General features: G+C 60.2%; 26 protein-coding genes. 19 read left to right on the top strand and 7 right to left on the bottom strand.

Going from position 1 to position 23,713, the window contains the following annotated elements; translation table 11 throughout:
• Positions 1 to 431 precede the first annotated feature (431 nt).
• Both EI291_RS16150 and EI291_RS16145 read right to left on the bottom strand, forming a co-directional pair.
• On the bottom strand, positions 432 to 1,835 hold the full coding sequence (locus EI291_RS16150) for an RtcB family protein (protein ID WP_125422249.1): 1,404 nt from the start codon (positions 1,833 to 1,835) through the stop codon (positions 432 to 434).
• A 922-nt stretch (positions 1,836 to 2,757) separates the two neighbouring features.
• The gene (locus tag EI291_RS16145; RefSeq protein WP_125422247.1) at positions 2,758 to 3,015 is read right to left on the bottom strand and encodes a hypothetical protein; all 258 of its coding nucleotides are present in this window, start codon (positions 3,013 to 3,015) and stop codon (positions 2,758 to 2,760) included.
• Between the two features lie 308 nt (positions 3,016 to 3,323).
• Between EI291_RS16145 and EI291_RS16140 the strand changes: the two genes are divergently transcribed.
• The 5 genes from EI291_RS16140 to EI291_RS16120 all read left to right on the top strand — a co-directional run bounded on the left by EI291_RS16140 (position 3,324) and on the right by EI291_RS16120 (position 7,805).
• A complete protein-coding gene (locus tag EI291_RS16140; RefSeq protein ID WP_125422245.1) occupies positions 3,324 to 3,761 on the top strand; it encodes a Spy/CpxP family protein refolding chaperone in 438 nt (145 codons plus the stop codon).
• A gap of 124 nt (positions 3,762 to 3,885) precedes the next feature.
• The gene (locus tag EI291_RS16135; protein ID WP_125422243.1) at positions 3,886 to 4,947 is read left to right on the top strand and encodes a sensor histidine kinase; all 1,062 of its coding nucleotides are present in this window, start codon (positions 3,886 to 3,888) and stop codon (positions 4,945 to 4,947) included.
• Entirely contained in the window at positions 4,922 to 5,668 is a 747-nt protein-coding gene (locus tag EI291_RS16130; RefSeq protein ID WP_125422240.1) for a LytR/AlgR family response regulator transcription factor, read from the top strand. The genes EI291_RS16135 and EI291_RS16130 overlap by 26 nt, the downstream gene beginning before the upstream one ends.
• A gap of 93 nt (positions 5,669 to 5,761) precedes the next feature.
• Positions 5,762 to 6,664, top strand: coding sequence for a histone deacetylase family protein (locus EI291_RS16125; RefSeq protein WP_125422238.1), 903 nt, complete (start codon positions 5,762 to 5,764; stop codon positions 6,662 to 6,664).
• Positions 6,665 to 6,785: 121 nt separating this feature from the next.
• Positions 6,786 to 7,805 (top strand): J domain-containing protein, encoded by a 1,020-nt coding sequence (locus EI291_RS16120; protein WP_125422235.1) that lies wholly within the window; start codon positions 6,786 to 6,788, stop codon positions 7,803 to 7,805.
• 66 nt (positions 7,806 to 7,871) lie between these two features.
• Here the strand turns inward: EI291_RS16120 and EI291_RS16115 are convergent, their stop codons facing one another.
• Together EI291_RS16115 and EI291_RS16110 are read right to left on the bottom strand one after the other, a co-directional pair.
• Positions 7,872 to 8,240 (bottom strand): DoxX family protein, encoded by a 369-nt coding sequence (locus EI291_RS16115; protein WP_125422232.1) that lies wholly within the window; start codon positions 8,238 to 8,240, stop codon positions 7,872 to 7,874.
• Positions 8,241 to 8,389: 149 nt separating this feature from the next.
• Complete coding sequence (locus tag EI291_RS16110; protein WP_125422230.1) at positions 8,390 to 9,268, bottom strand: alpha/beta fold hydrolase; 879 nt, start codon at positions 9,266 to 9,268, stop codon at positions 8,390 to 8,392.
• Positions 9,269 to 9,569: 301 nt separating this feature from the next.
• Here EI291_RS16110 and EI291_RS16105 point away from each other — a divergent pair, with 301 nt between their 5' ends.
• Positions 9,570 to 10,040, top strand: a complete 471-nt coding sequence (locus EI291_RS16105; protein ID WP_125422227.1) for a hypothetical protein — start codon at positions 9,570 to 9,572, stop codon at positions 10,038 to 10,040.
• A 206-nt stretch (positions 10,041 to 10,246) separates the two neighbouring features.
• Positions 10,247 to 11,977: a glucose-6-phosphate isomerase gene (locus EI291_RS16100; protein WP_125422224.1), complete on the top strand. Its 1,731-nt coding sequence runs from the start codon at positions 10,247 to 10,249 to the stop codon at positions 11,975 to 11,977.
• Positions 11,978 to 12,162: 185 nt separating this feature from the next.
• Here the strand turns inward: EI291_RS16100 and EI291_RS16095 are convergent, their stop codons facing one another.
• Positions 12,163 to 12,666 (bottom strand): cupin domain-containing protein, encoded by a 504-nt coding sequence (locus EI291_RS16095; RefSeq protein WP_125422221.1) that lies wholly within the window; start codon positions 12,664 to 12,666, stop codon positions 12,163 to 12,165.
• 199 nt (positions 12,667 to 12,865) lie between these two features.
• On the opposite strand from EI291_RS16095, the gene EI291_RS16090 reads away from it, so the two are divergent.
• The gene (locus EI291_RS16090) at positions 12,866 to 13,855 is read left to right on the top strand and encodes an MBL fold metallo-hydrolase (RefSeq protein ID WP_125422218.1); all 990 of its coding nucleotides are present in this window, start codon (positions 12,866 to 12,868) and stop codon (positions 13,853 to 13,855) included.
• 84 nt (positions 13,856 to 13,939) lie between these two features.
• On the opposite strand, the gene EI291_RS16085 is transcribed toward EI291_RS16090, so the two are convergent.
• Together EI291_RS16085 and EI291_RS16080 are read right to left on the bottom strand one after the other, a co-directional pair.
• Positions 13,940 to 14,779, bottom strand: a complete 840-nt coding sequence (locus EI291_RS16085; RefSeq protein ID WP_170172684.1) for a DUF4097 family beta strand repeat-containing protein — start codon at positions 14,777 to 14,779, stop codon at positions 13,940 to 13,942.
• 95 nt (positions 14,780 to 14,874) lie between these two features.
• A complete protein-coding gene (locus tag EI291_RS16080) occupies positions 14,875 to 15,789 on the bottom strand; it encodes an arginase family protein (protein WP_125422212.1) in 915 nt (304 codons plus the stop codon).
• A 128-nt stretch (positions 15,790 to 15,917) separates the two neighbouring features.
• On the opposite strand from EI291_RS16080, the gene EI291_RS16075 reads away from it, so the two are divergent.
• The 11 genes from EI291_RS16075 (at position 15,918) to EI291_RS16025 (ending at position 23,540) form a co-directional block, all read left to right on the top strand.
• On the top strand, positions 15,918 to 16,313 hold the full coding sequence (locus tag EI291_RS16075; protein WP_125422209.1) for a SpoIIAA family protein: 396 nt from the start codon (positions 15,918 to 15,920) through the stop codon (positions 16,311 to 16,313).
• A gap of 31 nt (positions 16,314 to 16,344) precedes the next feature.
• On the top strand, positions 16,345 to 16,764 hold the full coding sequence (locus EI291_RS16070) for a hypothetical protein (protein WP_125422206.1): 420 nt from the start codon (positions 16,345 to 16,347) through the stop codon (positions 16,762 to 16,764).
• Positions 16,765 to 16,826: 62 nt separating this feature from the next.
• Positions 16,827 to 17,396: a hypothetical protein gene (locus EI291_RS16065; protein WP_125422203.1), complete on the top strand. Its 570-nt coding sequence runs from the start codon at positions 16,827 to 16,829 to the stop codon at positions 17,394 to 17,396.
• Between the two features lie 139 nt (positions 17,397 to 17,535).
• Positions 17,536 to 18,270 (top strand): YebC/PmpR family DNA-binding transcriptional regulator, encoded by a 735-nt coding sequence (locus EI291_RS16060; RefSeq protein WP_125422200.1) that lies wholly within the window; start codon positions 17,536 to 17,538, stop codon positions 18,268 to 18,270.
• A gap of 93 nt (positions 18,271 to 18,363) precedes the next feature.
• Complete coding sequence (locus EI291_RS16055) at positions 18,364 to 18,933, top strand: DinB family protein (RefSeq protein ID WP_125422197.1); 570 nt, start codon at positions 18,364 to 18,366, stop codon at positions 18,931 to 18,933.
• 66 nt (positions 18,934 to 18,999) lie between these two features.
• Positions 19,000 to 20,067, top strand: a complete 1,068-nt coding sequence (locus EI291_RS16050; RefSeq protein ID WP_125422194.1) for a proline iminopeptidase-family hydrolase — start codon at positions 19,000 to 19,002, stop codon at positions 20,065 to 20,067.
• Positions 20,068 to 20,111: 44 nt separating this feature from the next.
• Complete coding sequence (locus EI291_RS16045) at positions 20,112 to 20,522, top strand: hypothetical protein (protein WP_125422191.1); 411 nt, start codon at positions 20,112 to 20,114, stop codon at positions 20,520 to 20,522.
• Positions 20,523 to 20,559: 37 nt separating this feature from the next.
• Positions 20,560 to 20,898 (top strand): hypothetical protein, encoded by a 339-nt coding sequence (locus EI291_RS16040; RefSeq protein ID WP_125422188.1) that lies wholly within the window; start codon positions 20,560 to 20,562, stop codon positions 20,896 to 20,898.
• Between the two features lie 140 nt (positions 20,899 to 21,038).
• Positions 21,039 to 22,163, top strand: a complete 1,125-nt coding sequence (gene rluF, locus EI291_RS16035; RefSeq protein WP_125422185.1) for a 23S rRNA pseudouridine(2604) synthase RluF — start codon at positions 21,039 to 21,041, stop codon at positions 22,161 to 22,163.
• Positions 22,164 to 22,526: 363 nt separating this feature from the next.
• Positions 22,527 to 22,949 (top strand): inner membrane protein YiaA, encoded by a 423-nt coding sequence (gene yiaA, locus EI291_RS16030; RefSeq protein ID WP_125422182.1) that lies wholly within the window; start codon positions 22,527 to 22,529, stop codon positions 22,947 to 22,949.
• 45 nt (positions 22,950 to 22,994) lie between these two features.
• Entirely contained in the window at positions 22,995 to 23,540 is a 546-nt protein-coding gene (locus tag EI291_RS16025) for a sugar O-acetyltransferase (RefSeq protein ID WP_125422179.1), read from the top strand.
• The last annotated feature ends 173 nt before the right edge of the window (positions 23,541 to 23,713 follow it).

The following is a 23,713-nucleotide window of genomic DNA, read 5'->3' as shown; positions in this document are numbered from 1 at the left end:
GTTTAGTCGCCTGGCAGTAGTTGCTCGACTAGAATAAAAGCTACGTTGCCTGAAACCCTACTTATCTTTGCTTTCGTAAGTACAACTGTTTATTTACCGTTTCGACCCTCACCGGCTGAAATGACCCCGCCCCTCGCTTTATCCTATTGCCCAGCGCCCACACACCGGCAGCGGGTTGTTGACCAGTCATTATCTATGCTCCTCACCACCTCGTATGGAATCGTGCGCTTCCACTCCCAACCTGGCAGCTACCGCCGTTGCGCTGTTGCTTTTGGCTGATCTGTTGCCCTCAGTCAGTGTTCAACACCGGACGCAGCTTACCTGCTCAACCGCCGTTGTTACCCAGTACCGCCACCGGCGGCATCGGTCCTGAATACGTACAAGAAAGCCCACCTGATAACTCAGGCGGGCTTTCTTGTGCACTACTAGGCCTATACGCCACCTTCCATGCGCACAATACGTGGCATGAAGGAGCCCAGCACATCCACCAATTCGGTCTGGCTTTGCATTACCTGGCTAATGTCCTTATAGGCCTGCGGGGCCTCATCGAGGCCGCCGCCGATAAGCTCTACTCCGTGCTGCTGCAGGTAGCGGCGCATTTCGGCCTCGCCCAGCTCCTGCTTGGCCCGGGTGCGTGACATTTGCCGGCCCGCTCCGTGCGAGGCAGAACTTAAAGAGCTGGCCTCGCCCCGGCCCCGCACAATGAAGCCGGGAGCCGTCATGGAGCCCGGAATGATACCGAGCACGCCAGCCCCGGCGGGCGTGGCACCTTTGCGGTGTACCACCACTTCCTGCCCTGTAATGAGGCGCTCCTTCCAGGCGAAGTTGTGGTGATTCTCCACCTTACCCAGCGGCTTTTCACCCAATGCCTTTGCCAAGCGGTGGTGAATCTGGTGGTGGCAGGCCGAGGCGTAGTCGCCGGCCAGGTTCATGGCGGCCCAATATTCCTGACCAGCTTCGGCATCCAGGTTGAGCCAAGCCAGGTGCCGGGCTTCGGCAGGCAGTTGGCAGGTATCCTGAGCTAGCTTGGTATAGTGGTTGGCAATGCTGGCCCCCAACCCCCGGGAGCCGGAGTGCGAGAGTAAGCCCAGGTACTGGCCCACCGGCACGCCCAGTTCGTTGGTGGGGTCGGTGATGTCCACCACGCCCCACTCCACGAAGTGGTTGCCGCCGCCAGAGGAGCCAATCTGGGAGGCAGCCGTGTCCAGCTTGTTGCGCAGAAACGGAATGTCCTGAAACTCCGGACGGCTCAGTACCGCGTGGTCCATACGCTGGCCGTGGCGAAACACGTCCCGCCCGCCAAATTTGGTATGCTCCAGTAGCAGTTTACGCAGTTCCTGCACCCGCTGCTCCAGGTACCTGGGCGGCAACGGAAACACTGACAGGGCCATGCGGCAGCCAATGTCCACGCCCACGGCGTAGGGGATTACGGCATTATCGGTGGCTAGTACCCCGCCAATGGGCAAGCCATAGCCATAGTGAGCATCAGGCATGAGAGCCCCGGCCACCGTAACGGGCAGTTTCATGGCCGTTTCCATCTGGTGGATAGCCCCCTGCTCGATGTGCTCGGCCCCGAATACGGTGTAGTCCTTGCGGTCGGTCAGGGCAATGTGGCGGCTGGGCGGGGGCAGCAGGGCAGCGGCCGTGTGGCTCCAGTCGAGGTGAGTGAGGTAAGTCTTAGGATTGGCCAGCAGTTCTTTCAGCAAGGTCAGCTGGTCGGTTTGCGAGAGTTTTTTGAGGTGCTTGCGCTGCAGTTGAGCCAGCGCCAGCCCAATGGCCCGACCTTCCGGGAAGCCCAGTTGGCGAAGGTCGTTGCCGCGTAATTGTGAGGCCATAACAAGGGTCGTTACACGTTGAGGAAGCCCATTCAGGGCACCTGCGCATGTGGGTGGTAATAAGAAAAACAGAGGGAACGGAGTCTGCCAAACCCGGCGGAGAAGACAAGCCATTCACCCTCGACTGGTCGGATCCGGGCAAAGTGAGGCGGCACCCCGTGCTCATAGTAGACGAGTGGCACCGGAGAGTGGAACAGGGAGCTGCCTGAGCTGGCAGCCCGCACTGTTCCGGCTGGCGGCAGCCCTGCAGGGTCAGCCGCCTTCCCAGGGCATTTATACTGTTGCAGGAAGGAAGAACATCCGTGAAATGAATTGGTAGGTTAACTGATCAGGACGCCACCCGGGAGTAGCACAGCGAATAGATAAGTAGGTAACACTACTCCCGGGGCCGCAAATAATCAAGCAGTGAATACTTCAGGTTAGAATAGCACACAGTGAATTCGTGTAGAAAGTTGTTCGATAGCCCTGCTTCATCCGGCGGCCACATGTCGAAGCAGAACGTTCTTTCAGGACACCTAAACACACTCTAAAGTTGTGAGAATTGAAAATATCAGCGCACACTTGTTTGGCTTACTACGCTGCACTATTAATTAATTTTCAGCACAAACTAATAGGCAGTATTTTTCCTGCATTGCCAGCATTGGCATTGCGAAATCATCTATAATAAAACTTTATTCAGCGAATCTGGCGCAGCAAAATTTCATCCATAAATGGAAGCATTCCGGCCGACGCAACCCGCAGTATGAGCTACCAGGTGGGCAGTTTACTACCCAAGTAGCACAGGGTGCTACTGCTTGGCAGAGGATAAAGAGGAGAAGTGAGGCATGATATTTAATAGGATGGCAATAAGGCGAATGAAACGAAAAACGCCCGAACCTGGCAGGATTCGGGCGTTTGCATAAGATGCGTCAGGTAAAGGACCTCATCTGCGAGCTTGCGCGCCGAACCCCGGCTGAATCTTCCGATCCAGGCCACTGAGCATTGGCTGATATTGATTAAAGTGGCGGCGCATGACAGATGAAATGACTGGTGCAAACAGCGGTGTTGCTGCTGAACGTGACAAAGGTAGAAAAGTTATTTTATTATCTCCAATACCATCAAATATTTTTTTAATATTTTTTATCAACTCAATAATCACACACCTATGCTCCATTATTATCGGGCTAATTACTTTTTTCATCTGGAAAGCTACAACTACTTTAGAGCGTACTGGAATGTTGCGTCGTCATGCGGACGTTCGTTACTGGCAACTGGCATGATGGATTCCGCCCGTCGGACCCAGCTCAATTCATTTATTCAAAAACTGCCATACACATACCGGCCTAGTAGGTGTGCACGAGCTTTGCCGGGGTGCCGAATGGGTGGGAGCGTCGAGGGAAACCGGAGGTTGGCAGATGTTTTTCGGGCGCAGGAGCCGTAGCTGCTAGGTTTGGAGCACTGCCTGGCTTACGCGGAGCAGCAATGTTTTCTTTTCTCCCTCAACTTCCTATGAAAAAGCTACTGACAGCTTCCCTCCTGCTTGGTGTGCTGGCCGGCGCCGTAGCCCCGATGGCTCAGGCGCAAACCACTCCGGTTAAAGTAAAAGCCAGGAAAGACAAGGTGAAGGCCAAACCCGATGCCGACGTCCGTGGAGGTAGGGGCCCCGGCAACCGCATGGCCGAAATGACCAAAGACCTGAACCTGACAGCCAACCAGCAAACTCAGGTAGCGGCCATTCAGCAGGAACAACTGCAGCAGATGCAGGCGCTGCGCGGCAACGGCGGCACCGAGGACCGCGAGGCCCGGATGCAGCAGATGCGCACCCTCGACGAAAGCACCGATGCCAAGCTGAAGGGCGTGCTAACGCCTGAGCAGTTCCAGCAGTATCAGGCGGCAAAGCAGAACCGCAGACAGCGCATGGGCCCACCGCCCGGTGGCAACCGCTAACGGCGGCACTACTGCGGCACGTACAACGCGAGGAATTCGGGCTGCTGCCGGCCGGGCTCCTCGCGTTGGTGCGTACGCTGTTTCTCTACTTCCCCTTATTTTACCGGCCTGTGTTTTCTTTCGCATGAGGTTTCAACTGCCCCGCCTGACCCGCCAACAGGTATTGCGCGTGATTGTGCACATAGCCGCGTGGGTGGCCGTGGCCATTATTCCGCGCCTGCTTTCGGAGAACCCGCCGCCGTTTCAGCTCAGAAACGTGATGCTCCCGCTCACGCTGGCTGGATACTTCTACCTGAACTACTACGTGCTGATTCCGAAGCTTTTTGCCCGGAAGAAGTTTACGCTGTACTTCCTGCTGGCGGCCGGGCTGCTGGCGCTGGTGTACCTGCCCATGCTGCTGCGCCTGGCGGGCCTGCTGCCGCACCACCCACACCACCCACCGGGGGGTATGCATTACTCCCGCCCCCCCCAGGGCCTGTGGCTGATTGGGCTGCTGGCCTGGATTATCAGCAGCGGGATGCGCATTACGGGCGAGTGGTTTGATACGGAGCGGGCCCGGCAGGATCTGGCCAACAAGCAGCTCACGGCCGAGCTGGCGTTTCTGAAGTCGCAGGTGAGCCCGCACTTTCTGTTCAACACGCTCAACAACATCTACTCCCTGGCCCACCTCAAGTCCGATGACACCCCGGAAGCCATCCTGAAACTCTCCCAACTCATGCGGTATATGCTGTATGAGTCGGAGGCGGCGCGGGTGCCGCTGGCGCGGGAGGTGGAGTACCTGCGCAACTACATGGACCTGCAGCGCCTGCGCCTCGACCCCGAGCAGGTGGACATCCGGTTTACCGTGGACGGGGAGCTGGATGGGGCCCTGATTGAGCCGATGCTGCTGATTCCGTTCGTGGAAAATGCGTTTAAGCACGGCGTGAGTGCCCGGCATTTTTCCCGGATTGCCGTAGACCTGATTGTGCGCCATGATCAGCTGCTGTTTACGGTGCAGAACTCGCGCTTTCCGGCCGTGGGTGGCCACGACCCCAACTCGGGCATCGGGCTGCCCAACGTGCGCCAGCGCCTGCATCTGCTGTACCCGGATGGCCGCCACCACCTGCTGCTGGAAGAAACCGTCGACGAATTTATTGTTGAACTAACCCTAACCCTTGCCCATGCTTCGCTGCCTGCTCGTGGATGACGAACCTCTGGCCCTGCGCCTGCTAACCTCGTACGTGGAGCGCGTGCCGTTTCTGGAGTTGGTGGGCACTTGCCGCAGCGCGCTGGAGGCCCTTACGGTGCTGCAGCAGCAGCCCGTGGATGTGCTGTTCCTGGATATTCAGATGCCCGACCTCACGGGCGTGGAGTTTGTGCGCAGTATGCAGCCACAGGCCCTGGTTATCTTCACCACGGCCTACGAGAATTACGCGCTGGAAGGCTTCAACCTGAATGCCGTTGATTATCTGGTGAAGCCCATTGCCTTCGAGCGGTTCGTGCAGGCCGCCCAGAAAGCCCAGGACCGCCTGGCTCCGCGCCCCGCAGCGGCAACCAGCGCCGCTCCGGCTCCCGCGCCTGCCCCGGTAGCCGCCACCGGCCCCTCCGATGACTACATCTTCGTGAAGGCCGACTACCACACCCAGCGCCTGAACCTGCGCGACATCCGTTACCTGGAGGGCCTGAAGGACTACATCAAGATTTACGCCGGTGCCCGGCCCATTCTCACGCTCAACTCGCTGAAAGCCTTTGAGGACCGCCTGCCCAGCCCCGATTTCGTGCGCGTGCACCGCTCCTACATCGTAGCCCTGGCCCACATCGACTCCATCCGCAAAAACCGCATCTACATGGGTGAGACGATCATTCCCATCGGCGAATCCTACGCGGATGCTTTCTTCAGGCTGATTGAAGAGCGGAACATGCACTAGCGGCTCTGAGCGAGGTTAATGACTGGGAAAGTACTTGGTTTCTGCACCGAATGGCCAACCTACCGGAAAGGCGTTGCGTTGAGGTGAAGCCCTATGCCCTGCCTTGCCTCTTCTGCCCGCTATAGCATCAGCCTGCCTAACGGCCACCGCTTCCCCATTGCCAAGTACGCCCTCATTCAGGAGCAGCTGCTCTGGCAGGGCATTGCCGCTCCCGAAGATTTCTACGACCCCGGCCTGGCTTTGGAAGAAGACATTTTGCGCGTGCATGCTGCCGAGTACTGGCACCGGGTGCGTGACCTGCAGCTCTCAGCCGCCGAAGTGCGCCGCCTGGGTTTGCCGCAGAGCCCGGAGCTGGTGCGCCGCTCCCTGAGCAGCGTGGCTGGCACCGTCGAATCGGCCAAGCGGGCCTTGCAGGATGGTATCGGGCTGAGTCTGGCGGGTGGCACTCACCACGCCTTCCGGGACCGGGGCGAAGGATTCTGTGTGCTCAACGATATTGCCGTGGCCGCTGCCTACCTGCTCCACCACGGCCTGGCCCGGCAGGTGCTGGTAGTGGACCTGGATGTACACCAGGGCGACGGTACGGCCAGTATTTTCCGGGACGAGCCGCGCGTATTCACCTTCAGCATGCACGCCGGGGCCAACTACCCCCTGCGCAAGGAGCAGTCGGACCTGGATATTCCGCTGGAGCTGGGCACTGATGATGCCACCTACCTGCGCATTCTGGCCGAAACGCTACCCCAGCTTTTCGAAAAAGTACAGCCCGACTTCATCTTCTACCAGGCCGGCGTAGATGTGCTGGCAACCGACAAGCTGGGCAAACTGGTCCTCACCCAAACCGGCTGCCGCCAGCGCGACGAGTACGTACTCAGCAGCTGTCGACAAGCCGACCTGCCGGTGGCCGTGAGCATGGGCGGCGGCTACTCCGAGCAGCTCCGCGACATCGTGGACGCTCACTGCAACACGTTCCGGGTGGCGTATGAGTTGTTCGGATGAATGGGTGAAGGGTGGATTGTTGATGGAGAAACGGTCATCCTGAGCAGGGCGAAGGATCTTGCTACGTCAACAATGCAGCCATCCAACAATCCACCCATCTAACCCTCCTAACTTTGCCTACATGAACCTGCATAACCCGCTCACCGACCTGCCCGCTGCCAATCAACTCCCAACGCCGGCTCCCAACGAAGCGCCGGGTACGCCGGCGCAACGGGCGTTTCGGGAGGCGGTGGCGCAGGTGGAGGGGTTGCGGCAGCGGCTGCAGGAACTTCGTACGGAGCAGGCCGAAGCCCGCCGCCGCTACTGGCAGCAGGTGGGATCCGCCGCCGAAACCGTGGTGCAAGCCCGGGAAGCCCTGTTTGCGCCGTTGGAAAATGCCCTGCTGCTCGGCTACTTCAGCCGCCTGGAGGAACAGCAGATTACGGCCCTCATTGTGGGTAATGCGCGAGCTTTGCAGGACCGTTTCGGGGAGGATGCCGCCGAGATGCTGCGCAAGTACGCCCCGCGTCGCAGGGTAGATGAGGACGACGAGCAGCCTTCGATGAAAGCCCCCGGCCCTGCCCCTGCCCCCCTCGACCCCACCCTGCCGCCCCATGAGCAGGCCGCCGCTGCCGCCCGCGCCCGGCGCAAAACCAAGCAGCAGAAAGCCGAGGAAGCCGCCGCCCAAGCGGCCCGTGCCGCCGAACAGCAGCTGCTCAGCAACACCAAGGACCTGTACCGTCAGCTGGCCCGCACCCATCACCCCGACCTGGTGCAGGACAAAACCACCCAGCAGCACCGCACCCAGCTGATGCAGCGCATTACGGAGGCCTACGAAGCCAACGACCTGTACACGCTGCTCCAACTGCTTTCGGATACTGCTCCCGCTTCCGCCACTGATGATACGGTGCTCAGCCGCTACACGCAGGCCCTGCAGCAACAGCAGCAAGAGCTGAAGCAGCAGCTCAACGAGCTGAAATACGGCGACAATGGATTCAGCGGCAGCACTGGCAAAAAGCGGGAGCAGGAAATTCGGGTAATAAAGCGTCACCTCCGTGCCGAGGCTGAATACCTGGCCCACGTCCTGCGCCTTGTGCAGGAGCCAACTGACCTGCGGGATTTGCTGCGGGAACTGGCGGCTGAGGGGCATACCTCTATCTAGCGGCCCGCAAAAAGGCCGGGAAGCAATTTGCTTCCCGGCCTTTTCAATGCTCCAATGTTGCTTGGGTTAAGCAACCGTAGTTGCCGGACGGCGCAGCCACAGCACTACCAGCAACAGCACCAGCAGCACAATAGCAGGCAGGCCGCCAGCCAGACCACCCGGAATTTTGGTGGCGTGCATTACCACGGCGCCTACCATAATGATGATGAGGCTGGCAGCCGCCAGCCGCACGAAGCGCGGAATTAACAGGCCGATGCCGCCCAGCACTTCGCCGGCGGCTACCACGTACGCCAGCGCGCCGGGCAGGCCCAGCTTTCCGAACATATCTACCGTACCTGGCAAATCCATAAACTTACGACCTCCGGATGCAATGAAGGCAAGTGCCAGCAGGCCCTGCAGAATCCAGGCAATGATGTTGCGGGTAGAAGCAGTCATAGGAGAAGAGAGTTGAGTGTGGTGACAGGGAGCCTGTACAAATCCCTGAAATATAGAAGTTATCAACTACATACCGCACATCAGCGGGTGGCTCGCACTGGATAGCTGCCGCGCTGGTCTACGGCGTAGCCCATCTGCTTCCCGTTCTCTTACCCCAGAAACGCCACTATCTGCCGCAACACCGCCGGGTCGCGCATGATGCGGTTGTGACCCAGGCCGATGGAGGCCCGAAAATCGAGGCCGGGCCAGTTGGCGGCAATTTCTTCGGCCTCGGCGAAGGGAATACTAGCGTCGTTGTGGTCATGAAACAGCAGGGCTCGGTCGGCGGGAAACTGCCGGCCCACCTGAATCAGACTAAAGCTCTCGGCGTCGCGGCCGTGCTGCTCCTGTACGTGCCGGTTGAGGCGTGCCACAACGGCGGGCGGCAGCTGCAATAGCTCGGTAAAACGCTGTGCCACGGCAGTTGTGCTGCCCGGCACTGCCAGCAGCACCAAGCGCGGCAGCCGGCCGTTCTGGGCTTGGTTGAACCGCACTGGTACGCCCACCGTGGCTGCTCCGCCAAAGGAATGCGCTACCACGGCGTACACGTCGCCTAGGGTATCGGCTACGGCCTGCACGGCGCGGGCAAAGTTGGGCAGCGTAGTGCGACGGCCTTCGGAAGCCCCGTGCGCGGGCCCATCCAGGGCTACTACCCGAAACCCCGCCGCTACCAGGGCTTGGGCCAGCACGCCCCAGAAACTGGCCCGGTGCTCCCAGCCATGTACCAGCAACACCGTCTGCTCCCCGGCCGGGTTCCACTCGTAGGCCGTTACCAAACCGGTTTTGATAGGTACCGTGAATGACCGGGCCGATGCCAGCGCCGCCGCTTCCCAGTGCTTTTCGGGCAGCTGTCGGGGCGTGGTAAACAGCTTCCAGGCCGCCCCGAAGGCCCATTCCGTGGAAACCGCCGCCAGCAAGCGAAACTTCAGCCGTAGCAGCGTAATGGCCGAAGGCAGGCTTACAGCCCGAGGCGAATAAGTAGTAGGCATGCCGCAAATATCCGTCGCTATGCGGGAAATTTGGCAAAGAGGCTGCGAACAGGACACAGCCAGGAAGTAGTGCAGTTGTCTGGAGAGGGGCGTAAATCCCTGCCCGAACAACGAACCGACATCCGGCAGCAACTTTACCGCGCCGGGCCAATCTTGCGAATACACTATTTATCAATGTATTGACACCATACAAGTGCACTTCTACCTCTATTTCACACATTTTTTACTGACACAGAAATCCGGGCAGATGTGGCCACCGTATGTGGGCCCCGCTCCTGCCCTACGCAGGGCCGCAGTGCGCATGCTTCTTACCTTTTGCAACATCCGGGGCCAGTTTGCGCCGGAGCTTGGCTTACTTCGTTTTCAATGGTCGGCGGCCCCCACGGGCCGGCCCCGGTTTCAGCGCAGCATGAGCGGCGTGGCTCAGCTGGTGGAACAGGGAGACGTTACGGCTGTAATTCTGGACTTACACGGCCTGCCCAGCCTGGGGCTCGATGAGCAGCTGTGGCTGGCGGCCAACTGGCTGGGCCGCGTTTCGGTACGGGCCGTTGAACAGGTAGCGCTGGTAATTCCCGCCGACAACATGTACAACCAGATGGTAGTGGAAAGCCTTATCCGGGCCGGCCGCCACTTCATGCACTACGAAATCCAGTTTTTCAGCAATGCAGCCGGGGCCCTCGACTGGTTGGTGGGGGAGCAGAATCCGGCCGGCCAGCTGGCCCTGGAGCAGGAGTGGCAGCAGGATGCTGCCCTGCCACAGCTACACGGCTGATTCGCTGCGGCTGGCCCGGCCGAAAGCACGGAAAAACGAACAATGCGCGGGATAGGGAACGTATGTGGCTACTTCTCTACCTTTGCCCGGCCGCCCGGCATTGGCCGGCTTAGGCACAGCGCGGCTTTTGGCGGAGCACTCCTGCGGGAGTATTCCGCCAAAAGCCGCCTTTTCAACCGCCATTCTTCTGATTTCTAAGAACCCGTATGGACGCTTCTTCCCTCTCCATTCCCGCCATGACGCTGCAGCTGGGCCAGTACCAGGCTGCCGTAACGGCTAAACTCCAGGATTTCAACGCCCGCAATTTCACCGCCGGCTTCTGGCAGAAACAGGCCGACCTGTGGGTGCAGGACGCCGAGGCCCAGCAGAGCCTGCGCAGCTTTATGGGCTGGCTGCGCGTGGCCGAAACCATGCTGCCCCGCGTGGGCGAGATTGAAGAGTTTGCCCGCGAAATTAAGGCGGCCGGTTTCAAGCACGTGGTGGTGATGGGCATGGGCGGCAGCACCATGACGCCCATCGTGTTCAAGCAAGCCTTTGAGCGGAGCGCCGACGGTCTGCCCCTGCTGGTGCTGGACACCACCAACCCAGGCTCGGTGCGCGAGATAGAAGAAGCCGTTTCTCTGCCCGAAACCTTGTTTGTGGTGGCCAGCAAATCGGGCACCACGGCTGAGCCCCTGGCGTTTGGCGACTACTTCTACGCTCGCCTCAAAGAGCTGAAAGGCGAGAAGGCCGGCGAAAACTTCGTGGCCATTACCGACCCCGGCTCCAAGTTTGTAACCCAAGCTACCAACGAGGGCTACCGCCGTATCTTCCTGAACTTCGCCGAGGTGGGCGGCCGCTTCTCGGCCCTCTCCTACTTCGGGCTGGTGCCCGCTGCCCTGTACGGCATCGACATCAACACCCTGCTGGAGCGCGCCATTGCCATGATGCGCGCCACCGGCTCGGAAGGCGACGTAGCCCACAACCCCGGCCTAGAGCTGGGCGTGGCGCTGGGCGTACTGGCCCAGCAGGGCCGCGACAAGCTCACGCTGGTTGTACCCGAAAACCTCACCGACCTGGGCCTGTGGCTGGAGCAGCTGATTGCCGAGAGCACGGGTAAGGAGGACAAAGGCATTCTGCCCGTAGCCGGCGACCCACTGGGCACGCCCGAGGTGTACGGCCCGGACCGGGTGTTCGTGTACGTGGGCTACGAAAACCAGCCCGACGAGGAAAACCGCCGCAAAGTAGCTGCCCTGGAGGCTGCCGGCCACCCGGTAGTAACTATTTTGATGCGCGACGCGCTGGATTTGGGAGCCGAGTTTTTCCGCTGGGAAGTAGCCACGGCCGTAGCCAGCGCCGTGCTCGAAATCAACCCCTTCGACCAGCCCAACGTGCAGGCCGCCAAAACCGCCACCGACCAGCTGATGAAGGTGGTAGTGGAGCGCGGTTCCCTGCCCCAGACCAGCGCCCCGGTACTGACGGAAAACGGTCTGAGCTACTACACCAGCGGAGCCGGCTCCACGGCCACAGCCGCCGATGTACTTAAATCCTTCTTCGGCCAGGCCGGCACCGATAATTTCCTGTGCATTCAGGCTTACCTGATGGAAACGCCGGCCCTGAATGCGGAGCTGGATGAGCTGCGCCGGCTGGTGCAGCAGCGCCTGCACATTGCCACGGCCTCGGGCTACGGCCCCCGCTTCCTGCACTCCACCGGCCAGTACCACAAAGGCGGCCCCAACACCGGCCTGTTCCTGCAGCTCACCACCGACCACGCTCAGGACCTGCCCCTGCCGGGCCGCCCCTACACCTTCGGCACCTTCCAGAACGCCCAGGCCGCCGGCGACCTGGAGGCCCTGCACACGGCGGGCCGCCGCACCCTGCGCGTGCACCTGGGTTCAGTAGGCGAAGAAGCCGGCGTGGCCCAGCTGCTGCAAGACCTGCGCACCGCTCTGGCGTAAACCACCGATGTGCCGGTTGACGCGAACAGCATAGATTCGTGCATAGCTCGCATTTGATTGTACAACACAAAAGCCCCCTCGTGTGAGGGGGCTTTTGTGTTATGCGGAGAAGCTACAGCGGATTCTGAAAACAGGATTAACAGAATAAATATGCGTTATCCGCGTCGTCTACCACATACGTGATTTTACCGCCCGAAATCATCCTGCACGCGCACGATGTCGTCCTCGTCGGATGGCTGATTTGCGTCGGTGTGCTGCCAGATTTCGGCTATCTGCCCCCAGCCGTCGAGGCCGATGAGGCGGTGCCGCTCGCCCTGCTGGAGCGTGATTTGCTCGCCGGGGCCGTAGGTTTTTAAGGGACCCTCCTCGTCGGTGGGGCTGGTGATAACGCCCACCGTACCGCTGACCACGCGCCAGATTTCGGCTCGGCGGTGGTGGTACTGCCAGCTCAGGCGCTGGTGCGGGGCCACCAGCAGAATTTTGGGGCTGAGCTTGCCTGAAATCCGCAGCTTATCTACGGACAGTCCATCAAAATACTGATCCGCAAACTGCTGGGCCTGGCTTTCGTCCAGCACAAAAAAGCCCCCCCAGGGCCGGGCCTCGTCCTTGCGGTCAATCCGAAAGCCCTGCTGCTGCAGGTGCTGCTCGGTTTGGGTGAATAGGGCTGATTTGGTGAAGTCGGCAGTCATGGGGAAACATTGCTGAGTGGGAAAACAGAGGCAGTGGCCGCTCACGAGGCCAGGCGTCGCAGGACACTCGGCCTGCATTGGCAAAGTAGTGATTTGGCGCAATGCGGCCGTACTGCCGAGGTATAAATGTGTGGCAAAGGATATCTAAGCCCGGCCGGCGTGCGTACTGCCTATATCCGTTCATCTACCTCCCGAACTCATGAAAAAAGTAGCCGCTGGGGTTCACCAGCTCACCATTCAGCGCTTCGTGAATGTATATTTTGTGGAAACCGGCACGCCCGGCGAGTGGGTATTGGTTGACACCGGCTTGCCTGGCTCCGAAAAAAGTATCATTGCTGCCGCCGACCACCTTTTTTACCCCGGTACGCACCCGGAGGCCATTATTTTGACCCACGGGCACATGGACCATTCCGGCTCGGCCCAGGCGCTGGCTGAGCACTGGAAAGTGCCCGTGCTGGCTCACCCGCTGGAGCTGCCCTTCCTCACGGCCAAGGCAGTGTACCCGCCCGCCGACCCCACCGTCGCCGGCGGCGGCTCCCTCGCCTTCGTAGCTCGTTTCTTTCCGCCCCAGTCCTTCCAGCTCAGCGACTACGTGCAGCAACTACCCCCCAACGACATGGACCCGCCCTTCCTGCCCGACTGGCAGTGGATTCATGTACCGGGCCACGCTCCGGGCCAGATTGCCCTGTTTCGGGAAAAGGACCGCACCCTGCTGGCCGGCGACGCCTTTGCCACGGCCAACCACGAGTCGGTGCCCGAGCTGCTCCTGCAACGACCGGAAATCAACATTGCCGGTGCCCCCTTCAATTACAACTGGCAGCAAGTGGGCGAGTCGATAAAAGAGTTGGCGGCCCTACAACCCTCGGCCATCGGCTGCGGCCACGGCCCGGCGGTATCGGCTGAGAAATACACGGCGCAGCTGCAGAAACTGGCCGCTGAATTTAAAGCCCCGGCCCACGGCCGTTACGTGAACACGCCCGCCCGCACCGATGAAAACGGTGTGGCCTACCTGCCCCCCGCCCCGCACGACCCCATTCGTGCGAAGTTTGCCGTGGCCGCCGCGGGTTTAGGGGCGTTGGTGGGCGCAGCGGTGCTCATCAAGCGTTACAAAACCCACAAGCAAAACGAGTACCCCCGGCCCGTGGCGGCTGAACCCAAGCGGGAGCGCACGGAGGAGGTAGCACGTTAGCCATACAGCCCAAGCTCCACAAACAATAAAAAGAGCCCTGGTTAATACTAACCAGGGCTCTTTTTATTGTTTTTGCTGGCTGTTTTACTCGCCAGAAACGGGAACGGCGACAGGAGCATCGGCGGGCTGTTTCACCGTGATACTGCCGTGCACCGTATTGGCTTTCAGCTGTGCGCCGCCTTTGCCCAGCGTGGCGGCCAGGTTGTGCGGCAGCACGCTTTTGCGCTTTGTGTTCAGCTCAGCGCTGATTTTGCCGTGGGTGGTGCGGGCCAGAATGGTGGCGGCGTACACGGACGGTAGCTGCCAGTCGATGCTGCCATTCACGGTACTTACATCCAGCCCCGATCCAACCCAGGATTCGCCGGTGAGTTGCAGCGCGAGGCTGCCGTTGGTCGTCTGGCCCCGCACGTCGCCGTTCACGCTGCGCAGCGCCAGGGAGCCGTTGGTAGTGGCCAGACGTAGTGTGCCGGCTACGTTTTCAATGGTGATACTGCCGTTCGTAGCTTTCAGGTCCAAATTGGTAGTGGCAGGCACCAGCACCTCATAATCCACGGCCCAGCCATCCAACGACTCATTGGCCCGGCCGGCGCGGAGCAGGTTGTTCTGGGTGCTCACCTTCACGGCGGCTACTAGGGCCCGGGCATCGGCCAGGGTGGCGGCCCGGGCGGTTACCAGGGCACGAACCTTCACCGTGGAGCCGCTCCAGCCACGCACCGTAATGCCCCCATTGGCGCGGGCATCCACGGTGAGCGTAGCGCCCGCGGTGGGAGCCGGCATAGTCAGGTCGCGGATTTCACAGGCCAGTTTCTGCAGCGCGGTGCTGGCATTTGGGGCCGGACACGTCAGGCTCAGGGCCGGCGCTTGCTGAGCAGCCAGCGGCAGAGCCCCCAGCAACAGGCCCGATACGAGTAAAGTTAATTTCATACAGTTCATATGAGGAAGCGAATACGCAACAGGACGCTGCAAACAGGCCAATAGTCGCACTAAGCCGTCGGATTACAGCAATGCAGCTACTGATTTCAGGCCTCCAGCCCGGCCGCAACGCCCGTCAGGTAGGCCGTCAGGATGGTGGCGGCCAGCCGAGCTGTTTGGTTGTCCCGGTCGAAAACGGGGTTAAGCTCTACCACTTCAAACAGCAGCACATCAGGCTCCTTACCGGCCAGAAAAGCCGCCTCCATGGCCTGCCGGGGCGTAAACCCATCGGCGCTGGGGGCGCTTACGGCGGGAGCGTAGGCCTCGGCACATCCGTCGATATCGAAGCTCACGAAGGCTGGGCCCTCGGCGGTGGCATGGCGCAGGGCCCGGCTCATATACTCGGGCATGCCATCCTGCTGCAAGTGGGCCAGGGGCACAATGCGGGCCTGCTGCTGGTGCAGAAACTCAATATCCTCCCAGGTATTGAGGTTGGAGTGCAGCCCGATTTCGGTGAAGCGGGGGCCCGCCAGCACTTCCTCGCGCAGCAGCCTGCCGAAGGGCGTGCCACTGCTGAGCAGGCCCGGCCGGTCTTTTACATCGGCGTGGGCATCCAGGTTGATGCCGCCTACGGCGGCGCCGCCGGTGGCGTCGCGCAGGCCGCGCACGGTACTGTAGGTACCATCGTGGGAGCCGCCCAGCACTACTACCCGGGGATACTGGTTCAGGAGCCGGGCCAGCTCACTCCGGATAGTTTGGTGATTGATTTCGTGGTCGGGGTGGCGCAGGTCGAGGTTGCCGGCATCAGCAATGCGCAGGCCGTCGAGGCGCACATTGTACTCCAGGTTGTACGTTTTGTGGTAGCGGCGTAGCTCCCGCCGAATGGCGTCTGGGGCACCGGCAGCGCCAGCCCGGCCTCCTTCGAGTACCGTCCCGAAATCAAGGGGCAGCCCAACCAGGCACACATCTGCTTCGGGCAATTCGGCCACCGGCCGGATTAATTCACGTATAAAAGTGGGCATGCTCAAATGTAGCGGGAAATTACCCGATCAACGCTGGGTAAACACACCGTGTTGGCGCTGTTTCATCAATTATATTATGAAACAGCTATTTTCACTTATTGATCGTACAGTTCCCGCTAAATCCGAATATGCTACTTGATACTCCCACCCTCACTATCAGCCACAACGCCTCCACAGGTGTCTTGTGGGTTCACTGGATAGGGAATCATGATGCGACTTCGGTGCGGCAAGGCTGCGCGCAGTTGCTGGCTCATGCATCCCGGACGAATAGCCACAAGTTGCTCAACGATAGTAGTGAGGCGTTTGGGGAATGGTGGCCCGCCTCCGAGTGGATCGGGCGCGAGTTTATACCTCAGCTGGCAGCCGCTGGCGTGCAGGCCATTGCCTGGATAAACTCCATGGACTGGCCTTCCCGCTACGGGGTAGCTTCTACGCTCCAGCATGTGCAACATATGCGGGTGCAACTATTCGACTTCGACCAGCAGGAAAAGGCCCGGCAGTGGCTACTGGCGTTTCAGGCTTGAAGCAGCCCGGCCTACCGCGTATCTTGTCCGCATGAAACTCTGCATTCCGGCCCTGGGCCTGGCCTTGCTGACGTACCAGGCCGCGTCCGGTCAGGCCCGCGTTAGTCCCTCATTTTTCACCACGTACACATACCAGTCGTACGCCATTCTGGATAAAGCCAGCAGCCTTACGCCCATGGCGGCCAAAGGTGTGGGCGGCTCCCTGCAGCTCCGCCCCGATGGTACTTACCAGAAGCGGCTCACCCTGGCCGGCAACGGTACAACCATGCATTTCGATCAGGACGGCCGCTTTACGTTTGCCGCCGACAGCATCCGGTTCAGCTACACCAAAAACGGCCAGCCCCGCACCGACCGGGGCACGTTCCGGCTGCGCAACGGGCTGCTGACGCTTACCATCACCGGATTTCCGGCCGGCAACCAGAGCATTTACATGCTGCGGGCCGCCCAGTAGGCGCAGGCCGATCAATCTACCGCCGGCAGTTATCTTTCTACGCACTTATTTCTGACCAAGCTATGCTACAACGTACGTGTGCGCTGGCAGGGCTAATGACCCTGAGTATTGCGGCTTCCGGACAATCAACCAAGGCCAGCCGGACGACTCCGCCCCGACCGGTGGACGCCGGCAGTACAGCCGCCCGTTCTACTGCGGCCGCTGCGGCCCCGGCGGCAAAACTTCCGGCCCAGTTCTTCGGCACGCACACGTACGTGGCATACGTCATCTTCGACCCCAACCATAGCTCCCAACCTACCCGCACCCGTGGCGTAGGGGGCACACTATGGCTAGGACCGGCAGGCACGTACGAGAAAAAGCTGAAGATTCCGGGTCCCTACGGCCCTTATACTTTCAATGAATCGGGCCGCTACACTGTCAAGGGCAACCGCATCAACTTCACATACGCCGAATCCAAGGGCCAACCCGTGAGTTATGGTGGCACCTTCCATTTCGATACTGCCTCGCTGAGTATGGGAATGATTCTGAACGAGGACGAGAAAGGCGGCCGGGAGGTGTTTGGCCTGGTAGTGAAAGGCACCGAAAACGTAGAGCGCGCTTTCGACGACAACGGAAACGTAACAATCAAGTAAGCGCATCTCGGGGGACAGGCCGGCAGTTTGGGGCAGTTGTTGCCCTTGGTGAAGCTTTCGGCTAACTTGCGGCCCCTTCCGGCCCCACCCCGCCGCAGGGCTCACTCACTATTTCACAACTTTACCAATTCACTGATAGATGGGACGCGCGTTTGAATTCCGCAAAGGCCGCAAAATGAAGCGCTGGGACCGGATGTCCAAAGATTTCACCCGCATCGGCCGGGAAATTGTAATGGCCGTGAAGGAATCGGGCCCTAACCCCGATACCAACTCCCGCCTGCGCACCGCCATGCAGAACGCCAAGGGCGTGAACATGCCCAAGGACCGGGTGGAAGCCGCCATCAAGCGCGCCAGCAGCAAAGAGGAAAAGGATTACCAGGAAGTAGTCTACGAAGGCTACGCTCCGCACGGGGTGGCCATTGTTATTGAAACTGCCACCGACAACCCCACCCGCACCGTGGCCAACGTGCGCATGTACTTCAACCGGGGCAACGGCGCTTTAGGCACCGCCGGCTCCAGCGACTACACCTTCACCCGCAAGGGCGTGTTCAAGCTGGCCGCCGAAGGCCTGGACCTGGATGAGCTGGAGCTGGAGCTGATTGACGCCGGCGCCGAGGACGTGTATGCCGACCAGGAGGAAGACGAGCACGGCAACGAGAAGCACTACATCGTGGTGGAAACCGCCTTTACCGACTTTGGCCAGATGCAGAAGGCCCTGGAAGAAAAGGGCCTGAACGTGGTATCGGCCCAGCTACAGCGCGTGCCCAACACCACCGTACACCTCGAAGGCGACCAGCTGGAGGAAGTGATGAACCTGATTGAGAAGTTCGAAGAGGACGACGACGTGCAGGCCGTGTACCACACGCTGGGGTAAGAGTAGCATCCCGCGAAGCTTTCTTCGCAGCGGGCCGTTCCTTACCGGAGCGGCCCGCTTTTATTTTTATTTCACTCGCAACACCCTATTTCCATGACAATTCATTCACACGTTGCATCTATCCAAGCAGTCCTTACCGATACATTTGCCGCGCTGGATGCGTGGTTTGAAGCTCCCGCTGACCTTCGCCGCTACCGTCCTGCCGATGGGGGATGGACGGTCAACGAGATTCTGGAGCACACGGCTTTGACCAATCACTTCCTGTTGGTGCTGATCCGGAAGGGTGCCCGCAAGGCGTTGCAGCAAGCCTCTACCGCCGACCTTTCTGCCGGGTTGACAGCCTACTCGTTTCAGACAGAAAAGCTGGCTGAAGTTGGCGTGCTCAACTCGTTTTCCTGGATCCGGCCCGAACACATGGAGCCTACCGGAACTCGCCCATTATCTGAGGTGCGACAACAGCTAAGGCAGCAGCTAACAGAATGCCTGCAGCTGCTCGCTGACCTGAAAAACGGGGAAGGGGTGCTGTATAAAACCACCATGTCGGTAAACGGGCTGGGCAAAATCACCGTGTACGAATACCTCTACTTCCTGGCCCAACATGGTCGTCGCCACTTGATGCAGGTAGCGGAGAATGAAACAGAGTTTATGCAACACCGCCAGTAACAGCTTTGAATTGAGTAGTATTGAAGGCGTTGTCATTCATTCCAAAACACTGCTGCCCCTTCCCCCGTGTTCCGTCAACTCCTCTCCGCCGGCCTGCTCCTGACGGGCCTGCTGGCCGCCTGCTCCGGCCCTGCTCCTACCGAAACCGGCTCTGCTGAAACGCCTAGCCTCAGCAGCTACTTCCCCGCCCCCGACACCACGCAACTGCAGACCGGCGGCGTGCAGATGGTGCCCATCAGCACGCCCAAGGGCAGGTTCAACGTCTGGACCAAGCGCATCGGGAACAACCCGCGCCTGAAGCTGCTGCTGCTCAATGGCGGGCCAGGGGCCACGCACGAGTACTTTGAGTGCATGGAAAGCTTCCTGCCCCGCGAGGGCGTGGAAATCATCTACTACGACCAGCTCGGCTGCGGCAACTCCGATAACCCCAAGGACACCAGCATGTGGAGCCTGCCGCGCTACGTAGAGGAAGTGGAGCAGGTGCGCCAGGCCCTCAACCTTGACAGCAGCAACTTCGTGCTGCTGGGCCACAGCTGGGGCGGCATCCTGGCCGCCGAGTACGCCCTCAAGTACCAGCAGCACCTCAAAGGCCTCGTCATTTCCAACATGATGATGAGCGTGCCCGACTACGGGAAGTACGCGGAAGAGGTGCTGGCCCCGCAGTTCAAGCCCGAGGTACTCAAGGAAATCCGGGCCATTGAGGCGCGCAAGGACTTCCAGAATCCGCGCTACATGGAGCTGCTGCTGCCCAACTTCTACGCTGAGCACATCCTGCGCCGTCCGCCCGCCGAGTGGCCCGAGCCGGTGAACCGCTCCTTCGCCAAAATGAACCAGTCGCTCTACGTGACCATGCAGGGCCCCAGCGAGTTTGGCGTATCGGGCAAGCTCTTGAACTGGAACCGCGTGCCCGACCTGCCGAAGCTGCACGTGCCAGTGCTCAGCATCGGCGGCAAGTACGATACCATGGACCCCGCGCACATGCGCATGGTGGCCCAGAAAGTGCAGCACGGCACCGCCCTCATCTGCCCCAACGGCTCGCACATGAGCTTCTACGACGACCAGCCCACCTACATGCGCGGCCTCATTACCTGGCTGAAAGGCGTGGACCGGGGCGAGAAGACGGTGAAGCTGTAACGCGGCGCCTCCCCCTCACTACCGCAACCAAACCTTCCGATTGTGTGGCTTTTACGCTTTCCTACTGCGACCCACTACACCCTGCGCCCTTGGAACTGGGAGCCAAAGAACCGGAGCAGATTCTGCAGTTTTTCCGGCAAGTACCTTGGGAAGCAGCACTTGCCAAACTGACCGACACGCCCCCGGAGGCGGTGCATTGCTCGGCTTCCGTTGACGTGAAGAATTCTGTAACACAGGAGGCCGTTTGTATTTCGGCAGTGGGCGAACCGGCGGATTACGCTTTCCACGTGTTCTACATCCGTCCCAAACGCATCCGACGTTTCTGGGGCTTGTACACTGAGCAGCAGCCGGCCTACATGTCGGAACTGCTGGATCAGCCCGTTGACCGGGCGGTGCATATCCTGCACACGCTGCTGCGTAACGACTCTGCCCAACTGGAAAGCTTGTTTGGCTGATACGGGTCAACTCGCGCTTTCCCCCGACCTTTGCCCCATGACCTTTCCCTACCGCCCGCTGTTCCTGTTTGAAGCTGATACAGCCACCATTTTTGAAATCAAGCGTCTGGATATCCAGAGCCAGAACCCCGGTCACCTGTACTTCTGGCTGTATTACGATAATGCCAGCGGCCAGCTCAGCCAGCTGAATTTTGAATCGATGACGACGGAGGGCGGGGAGCACCTGCGCGAATTCACGCAGGGCCGGCTGCAGTTCAACGCTACGGCCGGCACGTTTGCGCCTGTCAATGGTGAACCGGCCCTGGCCTTGCGCACCGTTACGCCGCCCGTGTTGCCGGCGACGCTGGAAACGGCGCTGTTTGCGTTTTTTGCCTAAACCCCGAACGGGCGCACGGCCGGCCGCCGCTTATGCCGTATCTTTGCAGGCTGCCGACCCTTCAGGGGGCCGGCAGCCTGTTTTTTACCCGCCTGCCCAAGTGCCTCAGCACCAAGCACCAGGCCCTAAGCACTCAACCCATGGCAACCCGCCTCAATAAATACATCAGTGAAAGTGGCATCTGCTCCCGCCGGGAAGCCGACCGCCACATCGAGCAGGGCAACGTGTTCGTGAATGGCAAACGGGCCGGCATCGGCGACCAGGTGACGCGCAAGGACCGGGTGGTGGTGAACGGCAACCTCATTGAGCCCCGGGCCGAGGAGGACGCCGTGTACATTGCCTACAACAAGCCCCCCGGAATCATTGCCACCACCGATACCGGCATCAAGGACAACATCATCCGGGCCATCAAGCACTCGGTGCGCATCTTCCCCATCGGCCGCCTGGATAAGGAGTCGCAGGGTCTGATTCTGCTGACCAGCAACGGCGACATCGTCAACAAGATCCTCCGGGCCGGCAACATGCACGAGAAGGAGTACATTGTGATGGTGGACAAGCCCATTAACGAGCTGTTCATTGAGGGCATGGCCAGCGGCGTACCGCTGGGCGGGGTGATGACCAAACCCTGCAAGGTATCCAAGGAAACCCCCTACATCTTCCGCATTACGCTGGTGCAGGGCCTCAACCGCCAGATCCGCCGCATGTGCGAGTACTTCGGCTACGAGGTGGTGCAGCTGGAGCGCATCCGGGTGATGAACATCAACGTGAAGGGCCTGGGCGTGGGCGAGTGGCGGGAACTGCGCGAAAAAGAGCTGAAGGTGCTGTTTGAGATGATCAAGGACTCCAGCGGCACCGACGACGGCAGCAGCCCGCGCCGCCGCAAGCGCCCCTCCTCCGCTGAATTCTGGGCCGACCGCCCCGGTCGCCAGGGTGCTCCCAAGCCGGCCACTGCCCGCCCCAACCAGGAGCGGCCGGCCGGAGCCTGGGTAGAAAAGCCCACCCGCAAGAAGGTAGCCGCCATTCGGGCCGGTAAAACCACGGGCAAACCAGCTTCCAGCACCACAGAGCCGCCGCAGTGGCCCACCGGCCCCGGCCGGGAAGCCGGCGCCATGATTCGCCCCGACGGACCGGGTTTCGGCAAAGCCAGCCGCCCGGCCGGTCCCCGCTCGCGTAGCACCGGCCCCGGCAAAGGCCCGGCGGCTCCGGCAAAGGGTAAAACCAGCACTCGGGGCTCGCGCGGCGCCAGCCGCCCCGGCAAGCGGTAACCTCCCTGCCAGTCCTGTATCTCCAAAAGCAGCGTCGGCCGCCTCACGTGAGGCGGCCGACGCTGCTTTTTTCATCTGCCCACACCCATGATTTATTCTTTTTCGAGGTCTGATTTTTCAGGTATTCACTTCGTTTTCCGTACTACTCGACAGACTGTAAAAGCATCATCTGTATCGTAATTACAACCATTTTCCATTCGGCACAGGCATGTGCTATGCGCCTCCTATGGAAAAATGCATACCACATAAAAAGTCTGAATATTAAAAATGCTGGCATCCTGAAAATGCCGCTGACCTAGCATGTTTGAGGCGTCGGACGAGAAAACATCCGATTCACGTTTTAACCCTGTAGCGTTTACCGTCATGAACACCACCAAACCTTCCAACGCCTTTATTGCCGCTTCCTGGTTTGCTTTGCTGGCCGGCATGGCTGCCTTCATCATCGGCCTCTGGAATGCCCAGATGGCGCTCAACGAGAAAGGCTACTACTTCACGGTGCTGATGTACGGGCTGTTTTCGGGGATTTCGCTGCAGAAATCGGTGCGCGACCAGCTAGAAGGTATTCCCGTGACGGGCATCTACTACGGGCTAAGCTGGTTTTCCACCATTCTGGCCATTGGGCTGCTTACGGTAGGCTTGTGGAATGCCACGCTGCTGCTGAGCGAAAAAGGCTTTTACGCCATGGCCTTCCTATTGAGCCTGTTCGGGGCTATTGCCGTGCAGAAAAACACCCGCGACGCCAAGGCGGCTCCCGCCCCGGAACCTGAATCGACATTTCATAACTAGCCGCCAGCAGTAGCGCGAACTGTGTAGTTCGTGCTACTTTTAGCCATGAGCCTGACCCCGAAACAACAGATGCTGGCTGGCGAGCTATACCTCGCCAACGACCCCGAGCTGGTAGCCGAGCGCCGGCACGCCAAACAGCTTTGCCACCGCTACAACCAGGAACCCGTGGACCTCAACCGGCAAGTGCTGGCCGAGCTGCTGGGCCAGGAAACCGACGCGCACATCGAAGCCCCCTTCCGCTGCGACTACGGCTATAACATCCAATTGGGTCGGAATTTCTACGCCAACTACAACTTCACGGTGCTCGATTGCGCCCCGGTCATCATCGGCGACAACGTGTTTGTGGCACCCAACGTGGTACTGAGCACGGCCGGCCACCCGGTGGAGGTGGAGTCCCGCGTGGCCGGTTGGGAGTTTGCCCGGCCCATCACCATTGGCGACAACGTGTGGCTGGGCGCAGGCGTGCTGGTGCTGCCGGGCGTGACGATTGGAGCGGGAACGACCATCGGGGCCGGCAGCGTGGTAACGCGCGACATTCCGGCCGGCGTGGTGGCTGTGGGCAACCCCTGCCGGGTAATTCGGACGCTGTGAAAAAGACATCCGAATCTAAAATAACAGCTTTGACTGAAGCAATTACTAGCGGATTCGTGAACGGTTCGTCCGTTCATTTAGCTGGTTGAGTGTGATACCCACAGTGGTCAAACCAGTTGCGCGCATCTTGGCTAGTAATCCAACCGATGGCCTCGTGCAGAGCCGCTTCCAGT

The sequence above is a fragment of the Hymenobacter rigui genome (genome assembly GCF_003944715.1).
In the GTDB taxonomy this organism is placed as follows: domain Bacteria; phylum Bacteroidota; class Bacteroidia; order Cytophagales; family Hymenobacteraceae; genus Hymenobacter; species Hymenobacter rigui.
Note: the sequence above shows the minus strand (reverse complement) of the source record. Positions and strands in the feature narration are given on the sequence as shown.